We start from the raw sequence: 16,942 nt of genomic DNA, 5'->3' as shown, positions 1-16,942 counted from the left end.
GTGCTGAAAGGAGCAGCCATGGTGCAGGGCGTGACCTGGACCTGAGAGACGCTCTAGCAATCTGACACCCCGGCAACACCATCGGCCGAATTTTCGGTGCCACCCCGTGGGGCTTCATGGCATCACCGCGTACGGCCGGTGACCCCTCCCTCCCTTCCCGCTCTTACCTGCGGGCGCATGAGCGGGCACCGGCTTGATCGACCGATGCTCCGCTCATGCGTGAGCCGCTGTGCAGCAGAGACCGCTACGCCGCCACTCGGTCCTCGCCTGCTACGCCGCCACTCGGTCCTCGCCCGCTATGCCGCTGCTCGCTCCTCCGTCGGCCAACCAGCGTCCTCCGCCTCGGACTCGTTGTCGTCGGCACCCAGGATCCGTACGGTCGCGCCGCCGCGCCTGCCCGCTGGAGACAGAGCGCCTCGGGACTGGGGCCTCGTTGACGCCGGACCCGCCGACGTGACACCTGTTGGCGTCGCAGCTGTTGACGGGGTGCTGGTTAGTCCGGCACCTGGCGCAAGGCCAGTTGACGCCGCAGCTGCTGACGGGGGGCTGGTTAGCGTAGTACCGGTTGGTGCAGAGCCAGCTGATGCGGCATCTGCTGACGCCGCACCCATCGGCTCGGCGTGGGTGGGCGCGAGATCGGTTGACGCATCACCGGTGGGCGAGGTGGCGCTCGGTGAAGAGGCGGAATGCTTGATGTTGGGCTGCTTGGTGGCTGCGGGGCCGCTCCGCTTGGCGGCGGCTCCCGTAGTGGTGCTTTCGAGGGCGTGGGTGCTACGGGAGCCGGTGCCGAGCACGCTGGCGGATATCTGGTCCTTGATGTTGCGAGTCGGCGCATGTCCCTCCTCGGATGTGCCGCTCTCCTCGGACGTGTGGGGCGGCGAAGTCGGGCGGTCCTGCTGTGATGCTGTGCGGTGCCCCGGTGCCAGCACCTCGTCTGCCAGCACCGGACCGGTCGGCCTGGCCGCGGCCACGGCCGGCGGCTCCGCTGGACGGTCAGGGCCGCGCTTCTGCTCCTCCGCGACGCGGGGCGCGGAGCCTTCATCCATCCGGGCATCTACTCGGGCGGTCACCCGGGTTGTCGTGAGGCGGTCGGGGGCGGGCTTGGTGCCCATGGCCCAGTCCTGGGTTTCCTCGTCCAGGCGGTCGCGCATCTCCTTGCTCACCGAGCCGGTGCCGCCGCCGCGCTCCGGCTTGGCGAAGACGCCTGTGCCCCAGCGCAGGTCGTGGCCCACCGAGCTGGCCTCGACCTCGGGCATGAAGCGCCGGTCACCCTCGGGGCCGAACTCTCTGATGCGGAGTTTGCCGGAGACGACCACGGGTTGTCCTACCTGCACGGATTTGGCGACGTTGTCACCGAGGGCGCGCCAGCAACGGACCGCGAAGCACACCCGCTCCCCGTCGGCCCATTGTCCGGTCCTCTTGTCGAAGTAACGGTGGGTGGTGAGCACTCGGAGTGAGGTCACCCTGGCCCCGTCTTCGAAGCTGTATTGGCGTGGCTCTGCTGCGACGTTGCCGGTGAGCGTGATGTAGATGTCGTTCATCCCGTTGCCTCCACTGTGGCGGGCGGGGTGCCCGCGGCCTGGGAGTACGGTGCCTCAGGCAGGCGTGGGCGGGCGGGGCCGAACGGGGTTCTGTGGACAGCGTCGCCTTGAGGACGGCTGCCTGTGGACGAAGCCGATTCTGAGGTGACTGCCCACCCCTGAGGTGACTGCCCATGGACAGCGCCCCGCCACCCCACCACCGCCCAGTGGTGGATCAACGACCTCGTTGTGCGTTTCCCTCCGTGGCGAACAGGGCTGAGCGAGTGAGAAATTACACCGCTCTGCGGGACGTCATCTTCGACGACACACCGAGCGCGGTGGCGGCTGCCGACGAGGCCCGCTCCCGAGGTGACTGTCCGGGGGCGAAGCCACCCCTGTGGTAACTGCCTGTGCACGAGGCTGCCCCAAGACGGCTGCCCGGGGAGAGAGGCCAGGCGAGGCGTTCCGAAGGCCGACCACGTACAGCGCCGTAAGAAGGCTGACCACGCACAGCGCCGTAAGAAGGCCGACCACGCACAGCACCGTGAAAGAAAAGCCGGCCAGCCTACAGAGGAGTCAGCCGGACAACCCACGCATGGCGGTGTAGAAGGCGTGGTGGCGGCCCAGTTCGCGTTCCACCGGCTCCACCACCATGGTCTCCGACACCGCCGCCACCCGACGGCGCATCTCCCGTTCCAGGCGTTCGCGTTCCCTCGATGCCCCGAGTACGACGAAGTTGCGTGACGCGATGCCCGACAGCGCCCCCAACCCCAGTACGGAGGCCATCATCAGCCCCACCCAAGGCAGCGCGGCGCTGTCGCCGAGCAGTTGGAGGGACGGAGGGAGTTGGCCGGGGACGGTCAGCCCCACCGCCAGCCAGGCGAGTCCGCCGATGAAGGCGCCGACCAGGAGGTACTGCCAGATCTTCAGGATCCGCCACCAACCCGGCACCCGGTCGAGCTCCGGCGCTACCTCCGTGAGGTCCTCGGTCAGCACCTTGGGCAGCTGGCTGGAGCGGGAGCGGGCCGCGCGGTGCACCGCCGTACGCCACACCGGGTGCATCCCGACCGACAGCCCGTCGGCGAGTGCCTGGACGGCGTTGGAGACCTCGGCGGCCTGCGCGCTCACCGAGCCGGTCGTGATGCCGCGGATCTCGTCGCTGACATCCTCCAGGCGCAGCGACTTGAGCGGGTCTGGACGGAACTTGGCCAGCCAGCGCGGGTACGGCCAGCCCACCCAGCGGCTCGACCGCTCGGCGTAGACGTTCTCCATGGCCTCGCCCACGGCCGGAACGCCCACGGCGTCGCAGAGCGCGTCCGTCAGGCCGAGCCTGCGGGCCTCGTCGACCGATGCCGGCGCGGAGAGGGCCTCGCCGACCGGCATGGTCTCGGTCAGGCGCCGCTCCAGCCGGCGCAGGTCGGCCTCGATCTTGTGGATGGCCGCCCGCCGCCGGGAGACCGCGCCCGAGATGACGCTCTTGAGGCTGTCGATGCCCCGCCCGCTGACCGCCGAGGTGGGCACCACGCTGGGATGTTCGACGCCTTCGCGGCGGAGCAGGTCGTTGAGGTCGATGACCAGCTCGGCGAGCTCCTCGGTGGACAGCTTGTCGGCCTGGTTGAGCGCGAACACGGTCATCGCGTCGTGCCCGGCCAGGTCGGTGACATAGCGCCGGTGCGTGGAGGCGTCGGCGTACTTCTGCGGGTCGAGCACCCACACCACCAGGTCGGCCAGGCCGATGAGCCGGTCGGCCTCGGTGTCGGTGAGGGCTCGGATCGAGTCGTGGTCGGGCAGGTCGAGCAGGATCAGCCCGTGGAGCTGGCTCTCGCCCTTGTCCAGCGCGCTGGCGCGGGCGAAGCGGTGGCGCCACTGGATCTGCAGCCAGTCGAGCAGCGGCGCGGCGCCTTCCAGCCCCCACACGCAGGCGTGGGTACGGGCCGTGGTGGGCCTGCGCACGCCCGTCGGCGAGAGCTCCAGCCCGGAGATCGCGTTGAACAGCGACGACTTGCCGCTGCCGGTGCCGCCGGCGAGGGCGACCACGGTGTGCTCCGACGACAGCTTGAGCCGGTCACCGGCCCGTGTCAGCAGCGCGCTCGCCTCGGAGAGCACCTTCTGGTCGAGCCGCCCCGGCCCGAGCTCAACGATCTTGGTCAGGGCGGTCAGCCGCGGGGCCAGGCCCGGCCTGGTGGTGACGGCGGTCATCGAGCGACCTCGAGGTTGTACGTCGCCTGGTAGAGGCGGGTCGCGGTGGACTCGTCGGGTATCCCGGCCGAGTCGAGCGCTTGCACGTAACGCATGGATTCCTCGTCGAACAGCATGCCGATCCTGGCTCGCAGGTCACTGAGTGCCTTGGCGCCGATGCCGCGCAGCGACTCGGCGCCGAGCAGGGCATTGACCAGCCGGTGTGGCACGCCTTCGACGGTGCCGCCGCTGAACATCGCAACCATGAAGATCAACGATAGCGAGTCGGCATCGAACGAGACGAACTTGGACACCGACCGCTTGGCCACACCCTCGGTGCGTACGAGCTCCGTGACGTGCTCCTGCCATGCGGAGATGGCCCGGGTGGCATGCCGTACGAGCTCGTCGGAAGGCCGTTCGAGGCCCACCCCGATCGTGCCGCCCACCTCCGAGCGGTGCCGCCAGCGGGCGACCACCTCCTCGGCGGCGCGGTGGGCGGCGGCGACGATCACCGACTCCAGACCGGCGCGCAGCGCCGCGCGGAACGCCGTGACGCGCTCGGGCGCCTGCCTGCTCGACCTGCCCCGCTTGCGGAACTGGATCGTGCGCATGAGGTCGCCGGACCCGGCGAAGTCCTGCCAGCGGGCCAGCACCTCACCGTGGACGAGCATGCCGTTCCTGGTCGCCTTGTCGATCTCGGCGAGCGCGCTCATGTAGGCCGCCTCCACGTCCGCGCGCAGCTCGGTGCGGAACGCGACCTGCCCCTCCAGGTGCCTGGCCAGGGCGGGAACGCGGGTACGGAAGCTGTCGAGCACACCGTTGAGCGTCTCGTGTACGGCCTGTGCGCGGCGGTCCTCGTCGACGGAGAGCTCGGCCAGCCAGAGGCGCAGATCGGTCATCTCATGATCGGGCAGCCTGCCGTCGACGACCTTCGTCTCACCGATGACGAACCGGTCGACCTCGCCCAAGCCGTATTCGGTGAGCATCCGGATGAAGTGCTTCAGCACGACATCGCGCGCCTTGGGCTGGACGCGTGAGAGCACGATGGCCAGCCGGGCACCGCGCTCCTTGGCCAGCCGCAGGAGGTTCCAGGCGGGGGCGTCGGCGTAGCGGGCGGCGGTGGTCACGAAGATCCACAGGTCGGCGGCGTCGAGCATGCGGTGGGCGATCTCGTGGTGCTCCTCGACGACCGAGTCGATGTCGGGGGTGTCGAGCAGCGCGACGCCCTGCGGCAACTTCTCGGTCGCGACCACGACCAGGCTGCCGATGCCGTCCTCGGGCGTCGGCTTGTCGATCCGCCGCATGCCGCCGAGCAGGTCGCCCTTGGTGAACCACTGCCGGTCGTCCGGGTGGCAGACCAGCACGGGGATGCCGGTGGTGGGCCGTCGTACGCCGGTGCGGGAGATGTTCTTCTCGGCGAGGGAGTTGACCAGCGTGGACTTGCCCGCGCCGGTCGAGCCCGCGACCACGATGAGGGCGGGCGCGGTGTTCGTCCGTACGCGCGGGAGCACGTAGTCCTTGAGCTGGGCGAGCAGGTCGGCGCGGGCCTGCCTGGCCTCGGCCGCGCCCGGCAGGTCCAGGCCGAACCGCAGGTCGGACACGCTCTCGCGGAGCGCGTCGAGCGCCGCCGTCAGCGCGGCGACCATCTCGGGGGGCAGCGGCTCGACCCGCCGGGCGGGGGGTCGTCCAGACGCGGCTTGCTCCGCGCCGACGGCCACCGCAGGCTCCACGGGCTCATCGTGTACGGCCTGCGCATCGTCCGAGACCTCTACGGCCTGCGCGTCCGAGTCCTGTTCGGCCTGGGGGTCCGGGAAGTGCCACGCGGACGGCTCCGGGCGGACATCCGCCGATCCCGCAGGCTCGTCCTCGGCAGACTCGCCGGTCTCCGCAGGCTCGACCCGCGCCTGCGGCTCATCGAGTGTCAGGAACCCGGCCGGTTGCTCAGGCTCATCGGTCTCCGCGAGCTCCGCCCGCGCCTCCGCCTCGTCGAGCTCCCTGAGCCAGGCCGGCTCCGCGGGCTGGTCGGGCCCTGCGGGCTCGGCTGATTCCGCAGGCTCCTCGTCAGACAGAGCCTCAGGCTCCTCCTCCGACGACGCCTCGGCACCACCGCCAAGAGCCTCCTCCTCAGACGGCACTTCAGGCTCGTCAGAGGGCTCCTCGTCAGCCAGCGCCTCAGGCTCGTCAGACGGCGTTTCAAGCCCGTCAGCCAGCGCCTCAGGCTCGCCAGACGGCTGCTCATCGGAGGACGCCTCAGCCTCGTCAGACGGCTGCTCATCGGACGACGCCTCGGCCTCGTCAGACGGCTGCTCGTCAGCCGACGCCTCAGCCTCGTCAGCGGGCTCGTCACCGGCCGACGACGCTTCGAGCTCCGCCGTCTCGCCGGGCAACTCCCCAGCCGAGCCCGAGCCCGAAGCCTCCTCGTCAGCAACGGATGCCGCCGCCGGCGCCGCGGACTCGTCCGTGAAGGCGCGGAAGCTCAACGTCTGCTCCCCAGGCGACTCCTGCCGCCCGTCATCCATGGCCGTGTTCACGGCAGGCGCTCCGCTCTGACCATCTCGACCTCCTGGCCGACCCTTACGACGTCGCCGACGATGACGATCGCCGGCGGCCGTATACCAGCCGCGGACACGCGGTCGGCCACGCTGGAAAGTGGAGCCACAACCGCCCGCTGGGTCGGAAGAGTACCGTCCTGTACCACCATTACGGGAGTCTCCGGAGGGCGTCCATCTCTCAGGAGTGCCTCGGCCACTTTCGCCAGCCTCTCGACGGCCATCATGAGCACCAGCGTGCCCTGCGAACGGGCCAGCCCCGGCCAGTCGACGGTCGACCGGTCGTCGTCCGGCGCGACGTGCACGGAGATCACGTGAAACTCCTGACTGACCCCGCGATGCGTCACCGGAACCCCGGCCGAGGCGGGCACCGCCACGGCGCTGGTTATGCCGGGAACCACGAGGACCGGGATGCCCGCCTGGGCGCAGGCGATCATCTCTTCGCCGCCGCGCCCGAACACGAACGGGTCGCCGCCCTTGAGCCGGACCACGAACTTGCCCTGCCTGGCCCGGTCGACGAGCAACTCGTTGATGGTCTCCTGCGACAGCGACCTGCCGTAGGGGACCTTGGCGGCATCGATGAGCTCGACGTCGGGCGCCAGCTCGTCGAGCAGGGCGCGGGGCGCGAGCCGGTCGGCGACCACGACGTCGGCCTGCGCGAGCAGTTGCCGACCGCGCACGGTGATCAGCCCGGGATCGCCGGGGCCGCCGCCGACCAGGGCGACGCCGACGGGTTTGGTGCGGCTGCGGCGGGCGTCGACCGTGCCGTCGCGCAGCGCGCCCACGACCGCGTCCCTGATGCCGGCCGCCCTGCGCGGGTCGCCACCGGCGGTCACGGCCACGGTGATCTCGTCCACCCGCCCGGAGGCGGGTGTCCAGGCGGCGGAGGCGTCCTTGTCGTCGGCGCGCACGCACCAGATCCGCTTGGCCTCGGCCTCGGCCGCGACGGCGGTGTTGACGGACTTGTCGTCGGTGCACGCCTGGACGAGCCAGGCGCCGTCGCAGTCGCCGACCTCGTAGGGGCGGGCGTGCCAGGTGACCCGGCCGGAGGCGATCAGGTCGTCGAGCGCGGGCGTGACGCTCGTGGACACCACGGTGACCTCGGCGCCTGCCTCCAGCAGCGCCGGCACCCTCCGCTGCGCGACGCGCCCGCCGCCCACGACGAGGACCCTGCGCCCGGAAAGCCGCAGGCCGAGGAGGTAGGGGCCCATGCTGGGGAATCTCCCGTTCGCGAAGCTTGGTGTGTTAAAAGGTAAACCTACCGGGTCTTACCGAGAGATTTATCGGCCGTCAAGGAGCGGCTGGTGAGGATCCCAGCGGGGCCCGCCATTATCGTCCTTCCGGCGTCTGGCCATCGCTGACAGCGCCTCAAGGATAACCCGGTTCCCGAGGAACGCGGTGATGTCCGCGTGATCGTACGGCGGAGCCACCTCGACCACCTCCATGCCGGCCACCGGCAGTTCGTAGCAGATCCGCCGGACCGAGTCGAGAAGCTGCCTGGCCGACAGCCCGCCCGGCTCCGGGGTGCCGGTGCCGGGGGCGTGACCGGGGTCGCAGACGTCGATGTCGACGGACAGGAAGATCTGGTCGCACTCGTCGAGCGCGATGCCGAACGCCTCCGTCAGGCACTCTTCGAGCCCTCGGGTGACGATCTCGGTCATCTCGTACGAGCGCATGTTCTGCTCGGCCATCCAGCCGAGCGTCTCGGGGCCCGGCCAGTAGCCGCGCAGCCCGATCTGCAGGAACCGGTCGCCGCGGATGGCGCCGGACTCGATGAGGCGGCGCATGGGCTGGCCGTGGCCGTACAGGTGGCCGAAGGCGATGTTGCCCGTGTCGGCGTGCGCGTCGAAGTGGATCATCGAGGTGCGGCCCGGCTCGTACGCCCTGGAGGTGCCCCTGGCGTCGGGCAGCGCGACCGTGTGGTCGCCGCCCAGGACGAGCGGTATGACCCCGGCGGCGGCGACGCGGTGGACCGCGTCCTCGATGGCGGCCAGCGAGGACTCGACGTCGCCGGAGTAGCACTCCACGTCGCCCGCGTCGAGCACGCGCAGGTCCCGCAGCGCGTCGACGCGCAGGGCCAGGCTGGGCCTGGAGCCGTCGTGCGGCAGGTAGCAGGCCTGGCGCAGGGCCATCGGGCCGAACCTGGCCCCGGGACGGTTGGAGGTGCCACCGTCGAACGGAGCCCCGATGATCACGACGTCGGCCCCCGCGTACGTCGCGGGGTCGCCGACGTCGCACCGCTCGACGCCGAGGAAGGTGATATCGGGCCCGTACATGGGGCCGTATCTCGACATGGCCCCATCATCACACGTGTTTTTCGGTCACTCCCGCCGAGTCGAAGGTGGCGACCTCGTGCATGACGCGTACGGCGGCGCAGACGAGCGGGTAGGCGAGCAGCCCGCCGGTGCCCTCCCCCAGCCGCAGCTCCAGGTCCACCATGGGGCGCAGGCCGAGGTGTTCGAGGGCGGCGGTGTGGCCCACCTCGGCCGAGCGGTGCCCGGCTACGCAGTGGTCCAGCGCGGCGGGGTCGAGCGCGGCCGCCACCAGGGCGGCCGCCCCGGCGATGACCCCGTCGAGGATCAGCGGCACGCGGGCCGCGGCGCCGCCGAGTATGAAGCCCACCAGCGCCGCGTGCTCGAACCCGCCCACGGCGGCCAGGGCCCGCAGGGCGTCGTTGGGCAGGGACATGACGGAGTTGACGCCGTTCACGCGCAGCGCCTCACGGATCACGCTCACCTTGCGGGCGTGCGTCTCGTCGTCGATCCCGGTGCCCCGGCCCGTCACGTCGGCCGGGTCCCGGCCGGTGAAGGCGGAGATCAGCGCGGCGGAGGCGGTGGTGTTGGCGATGCCCATGTCGCCGGTGATCAGGCAGCGAGCGCCGCCCGCCACCAGGTCGCGGGCCACCGAGATGCCGGCTTCCAGAGCTTGTACGGCCTGATCCACCGTCATGGCGGGCCCCGCGGCCAGGTCGGCCGTACCGTAGCCGATCTTCCGCTTCACCAGGCCCGGCGCGTCGGGCAGGTCCGCCGCGACGCCCACGTCGACCACGGTCACCGTCGCGCCGACCTGCTTGGCGAAGGCGTTGGCCACCGCGCCGCCGGACAGGAAGTTCGCCACCATCTGGAGGGTGACTTCCTGCGGCCACGGGGTGACGTTCCGGGCGTGGACGCCGTGGTCGGCCGCGAAGATGGCCAGGGCCGCCGGGGTCGGCATGGGCGGCGGGGTGGTGCCGGCGGCGCCCGCCAGACGTACCGCGACCTCTTCCAGCGCGCCGAGCGAGCCGCGCGGCTTGGTGAGGCGGTCCTGGTAGGCCCGAGCGTCGGCGATGGCGCGCGGGTCGGCGGGGCGAATCGCGGCGAGCGTCTCAGCGAGCACGGCTTACCTCCGAGTAGGGGTCAGGGGACCAGTTGGAGCGCTTCCTCGTAACGGTCGATGACGACATCGGCCAGGGTCTCGCAGTCGCCGATCACCTCGGCGCAACGGATGTCGAGATCGGGGTGGCCGGCGCCGTAGGCCAGCGCCTGCGCCCACACGCGCTCCAGCATCCCGCCCGCGAACAGCAGGTAGGGGACGACGATCACCCGCTTGGCGCCCAGCCGGCGGCAGCGCTCGAGCCCGCCGGGCACCCCGGGCGGCGTGACCGAGACGAAGGCGGTCTCGACCGTCATGAAGTCGTAGGCGTGCGTCTCCCAGAACAGCCGCGAGACACGGTGGATCTCGGCGTTGGCCGCCGGGTCGGTGGAGCCCTCACCCACCAGGACGACCGCGGTCTCCCCCGGCTCGACGTGCAGGGGAAGCTCGGTGGTCGCCGAGTCGACGGCCCGCAGCCGCGGCCGGCCGCCGACCAGCTCCAGCGGGCGCAGCTTGGGCATCTCGGTGGCGGCGTCGTTGAGGCGCTCGGCCAGCAGCGCGAGCACGCGGGGGTCGGGGCCCAGCGGGCGGCCGTAGTCGCACATGAGGGTCGGGTGGCGTTCCTGCACCCTGGCCATGGCGGCGGGGAACTCCGCGCCCACCCTGCTGAGGCTCAGCGGCAGCGCCACCAGACGGTGGTGGCCCCGGGCGACCAGGGAGGCGACGGACTCGCTCACCCGTGGCGTGGCTCGCTCCAGATAGCCTCCGGAGACGTCGGCGGCCCGCTGGTCCAGGCGGCATCGGAGCCTGTGGACGAACCTGCCGAACTCTGCGGAGTCGGCGTCATCGTTCGAGCCCTGCCCGATGAGCAGGAGCGGGGGCTTCATTGAGGGAATCTCCGGTGCGTAGGCAAGACACGCGAGGATAACCGATGCGTGCCGGTTGAAACAGGTCACGCCACACGCGAGGGGGTCGCGTGTACGACGAAGACAGGGTCGGCCGCGGCCAGGCTATGCGATCCGTCCGGCTGAATGGTGAGCTTTGAGGCGATTATCTGGGTGCCCTCGGCACGATAGCCGTGCTCGCGGAGCCGGTCGAGCACCGCGGAGACCCGTTCGACCGTCTTCAGCGCGCAGACCAGCGTGCGCGGCCGGCGGGCGGCGCAGGCCACGATGACGTCGGTTCCGCCGCCGCCGACGAAGACGGCGTCGGGGTCGGGCAGCGGTTCGAGCGCGGGTGGTGCCTGTCCCCTGGCCAGGGCCACTTTGACGCCGTGTTCGAGTACGGTGGCGCGCAGCCGGGCGCAGGCCGCCTCGTCCCGCTCGACGGCCACGACGGCGGCGCCGAGCCGGGCGCACTCGACGGCGATCTCACCGTAGCCCGCGCCCACGTCCCAGACCAGGTCACCGAGCCGCGGGCCGAGCTTGGCCAGGATGTACGCCCTGACCTCGGCCGGCATCGAGCTCTCGAACGGCAGCGCCCACTCGGCCGGTCCCGGCTGCGCCCCCGCCACCCAGCCGGGCTCCCTGGCCTGGTGGAGGGGGTCGATGACGAGCACCACGTCGGGGTCCTTCCACGGCCGGGTGGTGGCTTCGCCCATGCGGCTGTGGGTGACCCGCTCGTCGGGTCCGCCGATGTCCTCGCAGACGATCAGCTCGCGCGGGGTCGTGGGGGCCAGTTCGCGGGCGATGTCGCCGGGCCCGACGCCGGGCGCGACCAGCAGGGCCACCTTGGGGTGCGCCCGGCAGGCGTTGACGACCCGGTTGAGCTGGTGCGGGCCGGCCGGGGCGACGACGAGCGCGTCCTCCCAGTTGAGCCCCGCGCGGGCGAAGGCGCGGGTGACGAGCGAGGTGGCGGGGAGTACGTCGGGCTTGAGCCCGTGGGCGCGCAGCCTGCGCACCACGCCGAAGAAGCCGGGATCACCCTCGGCGACGACCACGGCGGCGCCCTCGCCCTGTTCGAGGTGGCTGTCGAGGGTCTGGAGCAGCGACCCGTCGGCCACGACCGAAGCGGTCAGCCTGAGCTGCCCGATGATGGCGTCCGGCCCCACCACGAGCGTCGCCCCGCGCAGCCGCTCGACCGCCCTGGCCGACAGCTCCGATCCGTCCCACCCGACCACTGTGATCATGCGCACCACCGCCTCACCACTAAGGGTGACGGGTGCCGCGGTGTTTCACAAAGGGTACGAACGCCTGTCCGGTGTGCCTGTCCGCACGAACCACCCCGTCCTGACCGGCCGGACCGGTGGGATCCGTCACGCCAGATCGGCCGGGGTGAGACTGTAGACGACCAGGTCACGCCCCTGGAGCGCGTTGCGCGCCACGCCCTCGCGGACGAAGCCCGCCTTATCCGCGACCCGCTGCGAGGCCAGGTTGGTGACCGCCACCCGCAGTTGCAGCCGTCCGAAGCCCTGCGTGACGAACAGCCAGCGGGCGATGGCCAGCACGGCCTCCCCCGCGTACCCCTGGCCGCGGGCCCAGGGCGCGGTCATGTAGCCGACCTCCGCCGATCTGTTGGCCCAGTCGGCGTCCCTGAGGTCCACGTTCGCCACGAAACGGCCGCCGGCCAACTCCTCCACGGCGTAGGCGATTCCCTGTCCCCGGGTCCGGATCCGCTCGGCGGCGCCGATGAACGCGCGGGCGTCCGCCACCGTGTAGCCGCGCGGCAGCCCAGTCTCGGCCTGGGTGAGCGGGTCGGCGCCCGTGGCCGCCAGGTCCGCCGCGTCGGCCTCGGCCGGCGGCCTGAGCAGCAGCCGCCGGGTACGCAGCTCGGTGCGGGGCAGCGTGTCCGAGGGGACGCGGCTGTCGCCGCGCAGCAGGCCGAACATCACCAGGTCGTGCGGCCCGTCGTCCTCCATCGCGGCGTCGCGGAGCACGCCTTCCCAGGTGAAGCCCGCTTTCTGTGCGACGCGCAGCGAGGCCAGGTTGTCGAGGTTGGCCGTCAGGTCGATCCTGCGCAGCTCCGTGGTGGCGAACACCCACTCGGCCAGCCCGCGTACGGCTTCGGGCGCGAACCCGCGGCCCCGGTAGAGGGGGTGCACGCCGTACCCGACCTCGGTCGTTCCCGCGCCCCACGCGGTCTTGAACAGGCTGATGGCGCCCACGACGCGGTCGTCGGCGTCGGCCATCGCCAGGTGCGTGCCCTGCCCGGAGCGGCGCAGCTCGTGCACGCCGGTCTTGAGCCACTGCGCGATGCCCGACACCTTGGCGGGGGTGCCGGGCGGCAGGAACTGGGCACCGGACTGCACGATCGAGCGGATCCGGTCGGCGTCCGAGACGCCGAAAGGCCGGAGCACGAGCCGCGCGGTGGTGATTCTCACACCGGGATCGAACACGCTCGGCAGGGTACACAGCCGCGATGTTTGCCCATGAAAGCGGGGGTAGGTCGCCCTAGAGAGGAGTGACCACCATGGAACCCACGCACGCCGAGGGCGCCGAGCTCTTCGAATGGGTCAATGACACCTCTTTCCCCTCATCCAGGGAGGACCTGCTGCGGCACGCCGAGCATCGGCACGCGCCCGACGAGGTGCTGGAGCTGCTGCACTCCCTCCCGGAGCGGCAGTACCACACCATCGGGCAGGCCACGGAGGCGCTCGGGCTCAGCATGGAGAAGCGGAGGTGGTGAGTGGTGCGGCTCGACTTCATCCGGCCGCTCTATGAACGTCGCGGGCCGTACGCCTCGGTCTATCTGAGCACCCTCGCCGGGCGCGACCGCGAGAGGCACTGGCATGACCTGCGCGCCCGGCTGCGCGGCGAGGTGGACCCGGACACGCTCGACGCTCTGGAATCGGAGGCGGCGGGGTCGGTGGCCGCGCGGGTGATGTTCGCCACCCATGGCGACGTGGTGCTGGCGGAGACGCTCGCCGAGGTGCCGGAGCTGGCCGCGTACAGCCCGCTGCCGCTGGTCACGCCCATGCTGATGCTGCGCGGAGAGAACGTGCCGCACCTGCGGGCCATCGTGGACCACGCGGGCACCGAGCTGACCGTCTTCGGCAGCGGCTCCCCCCGGCGGGCCACCGAGGAGCCCACCCCGTGGCCGCTGCACAGGACCAGCTGGGGTGGCTGGTCGCGGCGGCGGTTCGAGCGCGACATGGAGGAGACGTGGGAGGAGAGCGCGAAAGCCGTCGCGCACGAGATCGACGAGCAGGTCCGGCGGCTCGGCCTCGAAGTCGTCGTGGTGGCCGGCGATCCGAAGTCGCGTTCGCTGGTCTGCGATCATCTCGGTACGAAGTCCGTGGACCGCGTGATGATGGTCGAACACGGCAGCCGCGCCGACCACGAGCAGTTCGCACGAGACGTCGAGACCGCGCTCGACTCCTACCTCGACCGGCGGCGGGCGGAGCTGCTCGACCGCTACCGGGAGACCGGCGGGCCCACCGGGCTGGCCGAGGTCGCGCACGCCCTGCGGGAGGGCAGGGTGCACGCGGTGCTGATGCCGGGCGAGGTGACCAAACCCATGTGGATCGGCGGCGGAGGCGGCACACAGCTGGCCACCGCCCCCGAGGAGCTACGCGGCTGGGGGGTGGAGGATCCGGTGCCGGAGCGCGCGGACTCCGCGCTGACCAGGGCCGCGACCATGACGGACGCCGAGCTGTGGTTCAGCCCGGAGATCTCGGACGCGGCGGCGGTCATCAGGTACTGATGATCACTTCCAGTGTCCTCGGCCCGTGTACGCCCTCGACCCGGTTGAGCTCGATGTCGCTGGTGGCCGACGGGCCACTGATCCAGGTCAGCGGGCGGGCCGGGTCGAGCCGGGCGACCGCTTCGGGGACGCCGGCCACGATCTGGTCCGCGCGGACCACGCACAGGTGGTAGTCGGGCACCAGGGTCTGCGCCCTGCGGCCCTGGCCGGGGCCCGAGTCGAGGACGATCGTGCCGGTCTCGGCGATGGCCACCGCGCAGCCGGTGACCACCCCGTCGACGGCGTCCAGCTCGGCCACGGAGCCGCCCGCGACGGCGCCGGGCACCTGCCACTCGGCCGGTAGCCCTTCGGGCACGACCATCCGCCGGCCGGACACCAGCTCGGCCACCTTGCCGGGCACCTCGGCCGCGGGCAGCACGTGGACGACGGCGCGGTAGTCGTCCACCCGCTCGGCGAACAACCCCACGAGGTCTTCTACCTGCGTGGCCGTACGGTAGCCGCGCGGGATCGTCACCTCGGGGGCGCCTGCCACGGCTCGGCGGACCCTGGCCAGGATCTCGTCACGCGCGCTCATTCCGCTCCCACCAGTCTCTGAATGATTCTTCCGGGATCTCCGGCAGGTCCCGGGTGTCGGTCCAGGCCGCCAGGGGGCCCGGCAGGCGTTTCGGCACCACCTTGCGGAAGCGGGTGGCCAGGCGTTGCGCCTTCGCCAGCCGTACCTCGTCGTTGAGTATCCAGCCCGCGACCCGCATGCCCGCCCGCTCGGCGGGCGCGTGGTGGACCTTGGCGCGCAGGTCCACGAGCACCTCGGGGATGTCGATCGCGACCGGGCACACCTCGTAGCAGGCGCCGCAGAGGCTGGAGGCGTACGGCAGCGAGGCGTCCAGCTCCGACGACATGCCCCTGAGCTGCGGGGTGAGGATCGCGCCGATCGGGCCCGGGTAGACCGAGCCGTAGGCGTGGCCGCCCGCGCGCTCGTAGACCGGGCAGACGTTCAGGCAGGCCGAGCAGCGGATGCAGCGCAGCGCCTGGCGGCCCACCTCGTCGGCGAGCACGTTCGTGCGGCCGTTGTCGAGGAGCACCAGGTGGAAGTCCTGGCTCTCGGCCGAGCCGGTCCACATGCTGGTGTAGGGGTTCATGCGCTCGCCGGTGGAGCTGCGCGGCAGCAGCTGCAGGAAGACCTCGAGGTCGCGCCAGGAGGGCAGCAGCTTCTCGATGCCGACCACGCTGATCAGGGTCTCCGGCAGCGTGAGGCACATCCGGCCGTTGCCCTCGGACTCCAGCACCACCAGCGTGCCGGTCTCGGCGATCATGAAGTTGGCGCCCGAGACGGCGACCTTGCTCTTGAGGAAGCGTTCGCGCAGGTGCAGCCGGGCGGCCTCGGCCAGCGCGCGCGGCTCGTCGGTGAGGTCGGCCGGGACCGGGCGCATCTTGTCGAGGAAGATCTCGCGGATCTCGGCCCGGTTGCGGTGGATCGCGGGTACCAGGATGTGGCTCGGGAAGTCGTCGCCGAGCTGCACGATCAGCTCGGCCAGGTCGGTCTCGTAGGCGGTGATGCCCTGCGCGGCCAGCGCCTCGTTGAGGCCGATCTCCTGGGTGGCCATCGACTTGACCTTGACCACCTCGCTCTCACCCGTGGCCTGGACGAGCCGGGTGACGATGCGGTTGGCCTCGTCGGCGTCGCGGGCCCAGTGGACGTGGCCGCCCGCCCTGGTCACCGCCTCCTCCAGCTGGATGAGGTAGCGGTCGAGGTGGCGGAGGGTGTCGTCCTTGATCGCCTTGCCGGCCGCGCGGAGCTCCTGCCAGTCGGGGAGCTCGCCGACGACGTTCGCGCGCTTGCCGCGGATGGTGTGCGTGGCCTTGCGGAGGTTGTAGCGGAGCTGAGAGTTCTGTACGGCCTCTGCCGCATTTTTCGGGAAATTTCCTGGCATGCCGAGGAATGTCGCGCTCATTGGGCACCGCCCTCTTCGGTGGAGGCGAGGATCTCGGCGAGATGCATGACCCGGACGCCGGTCCGCTGACGGCCGAGCGTGCCGCCGATGTGCATCAGGCACGAGTTGTCGGCCGCGCACAGCACCTCCGCGCCCGTGTCGAGCACGCTGCGTGCCTTGTCGGCGCCCATGGCGGCGGAGACGGCCGGGTTCTTGACCGAGAAGGTGCCGCCGAAGCCGCAGCACTCCTCCGCTCCTGGGAGCGGGACCAGCTCCAGGCCCCGGACGTTCTGGAGGAGCCTGGTCGGACGGTCGCCGAGGTGAAGGCCGCGCAGCGAGTGACACGTCGGGTGATATGTCACCCGGTGCGGGAAATATGCGCCTACGTCGTCGACTTTGAGGACGTCGAGCAGGAACTCGGACAGTTCGTAGACCTTGGGCGCGACCTCGGCGATGGCCGCCGCTCCCCTACTCCCCTGCCGGACCAGCTTGGGATACTGCTCGCGCACCATGGCGGCGCACGATCCGGACGGCGCGACGACCGCGTCGTACCCGGCGAACACCTCGGTGAAGCGGCGCGCCAGCCGTACGCCCTCGTCGCGGTAGCCCGTGTTGACGTGCATCTGGCCGCAGCACGTCTGGGCGGTGGGAAAGTCCACCTCGCAGCCGAGCCTGCGCAGGAGCGACACGACGGCCTTGCCGGTGCCGGGGAAGAGCGTGTCGTTCACGCACGTGATGAACAGGGCGACTCGCACGGCTCTCCTTCCGATGT

At 71.3% G+C, this 16,942-nt stretch carries 14 protein-coding genes; 2 read left to right on the top strand and 12 right to left on the bottom strand.

Annotated elements, in window-relative coordinates:
* Positions 1–296 precede the first annotated feature (296 nt).
* The 9 genes from ACQP2T_RS14550 to ACQP2T_RS14510 all read right to left on the bottom strand — a co-directional run bounded on the left by ACQP2T_RS14550 (position 297) and on the right by ACQP2T_RS14510 (position 12,917).
* Positions 297–1,541, bottom strand: coding sequence for a single-stranded DNA-binding protein (locus tag ACQP2T_RS14550; protein WP_433516679.1), 1,245 nt, complete (start codon positions 1,539–1,541; stop codon positions 297–299).
* 555 nt (positions 1,542–2,096) lie between these two features.
* Entirely contained in the window at positions 2,097–3,719 is a 1,623-nt protein-coding gene (locus ACQP2T_RS14545; protein WP_433516678.1) for an ABC transporter, read from the bottom strand.
* On the bottom strand, positions 3,716–6,229 hold the full coding sequence (locus tag ACQP2T_RS14540; protein ID WP_433516677.1) for a dynamin family protein: 2,514 nt from the start codon (positions 6,227–6,229) through the stop codon (positions 3,716–3,718). Before ACQP2T_RS14540 ends, ACQP2T_RS14545 begins: the two co-directional genes overlap by 4 nt.
* A complete protein-coding gene (gene cobA, locus ACQP2T_RS14535; protein ID WP_433516676.1) occupies positions 6,226–7,458 on the bottom strand; it encodes a uroporphyrinogen-III C-methyltransferase in 1,233 nt (410 codons plus the stop codon). Before cobA ends, ACQP2T_RS14540 begins: the two co-directional genes overlap by 4 nt.
* A gap of 69 nt (positions 7,459–7,527) precedes the next feature.
* Positions 7,528–8,541 carry an agmatinase gene (gene speB / locus ACQP2T_RS14530; RefSeq protein WP_433516675.1) on the bottom strand — a complete coding sequence of 338 codons (1,014 nt, stop codon included), beginning with the start codon at positions 8,539–8,541 and terminating at the stop codon, positions 7,528–7,530.
* Positions 8,542–8,551: 10 nt separating this feature from the next.
* Complete coding sequence (gene cobT, locus ACQP2T_RS14525) at positions 8,552–9,622, bottom strand: nicotinate-nucleotide--dimethylbenzimidazole phosphoribosyltransferase (protein ID WP_433516674.1); 1,071 nt, start codon at positions 9,620–9,622, stop codon at positions 8,552–8,554.
* A gap of 20 nt (positions 9,623–9,642) precedes the next feature.
* Positions 9,643–10,485 carry a sirohydrochlorin chelatase gene (locus ACQP2T_RS14520; protein ID WP_364002020.1) on the bottom strand — a complete coding sequence of 281 codons (843 nt, stop codon included), beginning with the start codon at positions 10,483–10,485 and terminating at the stop codon, positions 9,643–9,645.
* Between the two features lie 65 nt (positions 10,486–10,550).
* On the bottom strand, positions 10,551–11,726 hold the full coding sequence (locus tag ACQP2T_RS14515) for a bifunctional cobalt-precorrin-7 (C(5))-methyltransferase/cobalt-precorrin-6B (C(15))-methyltransferase (protein WP_433516673.1): 1,176 nt from the start codon (positions 11,724–11,726) through the stop codon (positions 10,551–10,553).
* A gap of 126 nt (positions 11,727–11,852) precedes the next feature.
* The gene (locus ACQP2T_RS14510; protein WP_433516672.1) at positions 11,853–12,917 is read right to left on the bottom strand and encodes a GNAT family N-acetyltransferase; all 1,065 of its coding nucleotides are present in this window, start codon (positions 12,915–12,917) and stop codon (positions 11,853–11,855) included.
* Positions 12,918–13,006: 89 nt separating this feature from the next.
* On the opposite strand from ACQP2T_RS14510, the gene ACQP2T_RS14505 reads away from it, so the two are divergent.
* Both ACQP2T_RS14505 and ACQP2T_RS14500 read left to right on the top strand, forming a co-directional pair.
* Positions 13,007–13,222 (top strand): DUF2795 domain-containing protein, encoded by a 216-nt coding sequence (locus ACQP2T_RS14505; RefSeq protein WP_433516671.1) that lies wholly within the window; start codon positions 13,007–13,009, stop codon positions 13,220–13,222.
* Positions 13,223–13,225: 3 nt separating this feature from the next.
* A complete protein-coding gene (locus ACQP2T_RS14500) occupies positions 13,226–14,239 on the top strand; it encodes a Vms1/Ankzf1 family peptidyl-tRNA hydrolase (RefSeq protein WP_433516670.1) in 1,014 nt (337 codons plus the stop codon).
* On the opposite strand, the gene ACQP2T_RS14495 is transcribed toward ACQP2T_RS14500, so the two are convergent.
* From ACQP2T_RS14495 to ACQP2T_RS14485, 3 genes are read right to left on the bottom strand one after another with little or no spacing between them, the layout of a single operon-like run.
* Positions 14,229–14,813, bottom strand: a complete 585-nt coding sequence (locus ACQP2T_RS14495; protein WP_433516669.1) for a LutC/YkgG family protein — start codon at positions 14,811–14,813, stop codon at positions 14,229–14,231. The two genes, ACQP2T_RS14500 and ACQP2T_RS14495, sit on opposite strands and share 11 nt — an antisense overlap.
* The gene (locus ACQP2T_RS14490) at positions 14,800–16,191 is read right to left on the bottom strand and encodes a lactate utilization protein B (protein ID WP_433516668.1); all 1,392 of its coding nucleotides are present in this window, start codon (positions 16,189–16,191) and stop codon (positions 14,800–14,802) included. The genes ACQP2T_RS14495 and ACQP2T_RS14490 overlap by 14 nt, the downstream gene beginning before the upstream one ends.
* Positions 16,188–16,925, bottom strand: a complete 738-nt coding sequence (locus ACQP2T_RS14485; RefSeq protein ID WP_433516667.1) for a (Fe-S)-binding protein — start codon at positions 16,923–16,925, stop codon at positions 16,188–16,190. Before ACQP2T_RS14485 ends, ACQP2T_RS14490 begins: the two co-directional genes overlap by 4 nt.
* Positions 16,926–16,942: the final 17 nt, after the last annotated feature.

The sequence above is a fragment of the Nonomuraea sp. CA-143628 genome (assembly GCF_050942315.1).
GTDB lineage: Bacteria > Actinomycetota > Actinomycetes > Streptosporangiales > Streptosporangiaceae > Nonomuraea.
Note: the sequence above shows the minus strand (reverse complement) of the source record. Positions and strands in the feature narration are given on the sequence as shown.

Excerpts from the sequence above, each read along its gene's own strand:
- ACQP2T_RS14520 (WP_364002020.1), bottom strand. The coding sequence starts at position 10,485 with ATGAAGCCCCCGCTCCTGCTCATCGGGCAGGGCTCGAACGATGACGCC.
- speB (WP_433516675.1), bottom strand. The coding sequence starts at position 8,541 with ATGTCGAGATACGGCCCCATGTACGGGCCCGATATCACCTTCCTCGGC.
- ACQP2T_RS14495 (WP_433516669.1), bottom strand. The coding sequence starts at position 14,813 with ATGAGCGCGCGTGACGAGATCCTGGCCAGGGTCCGCCGAGCCGTGGCA.
- ACQP2T_RS14515 (WP_433516673.1), bottom strand. The coding sequence starts at position 11,726 with ATGATCACAGTGGTCGGGTGGGACGGATCGGAGCTGTCGGCCAGGGCG.
- ACQP2T_RS14550 (WP_433516679.1), bottom strand. The coding sequence starts at position 1,541 with ATGAACGACATCTACATCACGCTCACCGGCAACGTCGCAGCAGAGCCA.
- ACQP2T_RS14505 (WP_433516671.1), top strand. The coding sequence starts at position 13,007 with ATGGAACCCACGCACGCCGAGGGCGCCGAGCTCTTCGAATGGGTCAAT.
- cobA (WP_433516676.1), bottom strand. The coding sequence starts at position 7,458 with ATGGGCCCCTACCTCCTCGGCCTGCGGCTTTCCGGGCGCAGGGTCCTC.
- ACQP2T_RS14545 (WP_433516678.1), bottom strand. The coding sequence starts at position 3,719 with ATGACCGCCGTCACCACCAGGCCGGGCCTGGCCCCGCGGCTGACCGCC.
- ACQP2T_RS14490 (WP_433516668.1), bottom strand. The coding sequence starts at position 16,191 with ATGAGCGCGACATTCCTCGGCATGCCAGGAAATTTCCCGAAAAATGCG.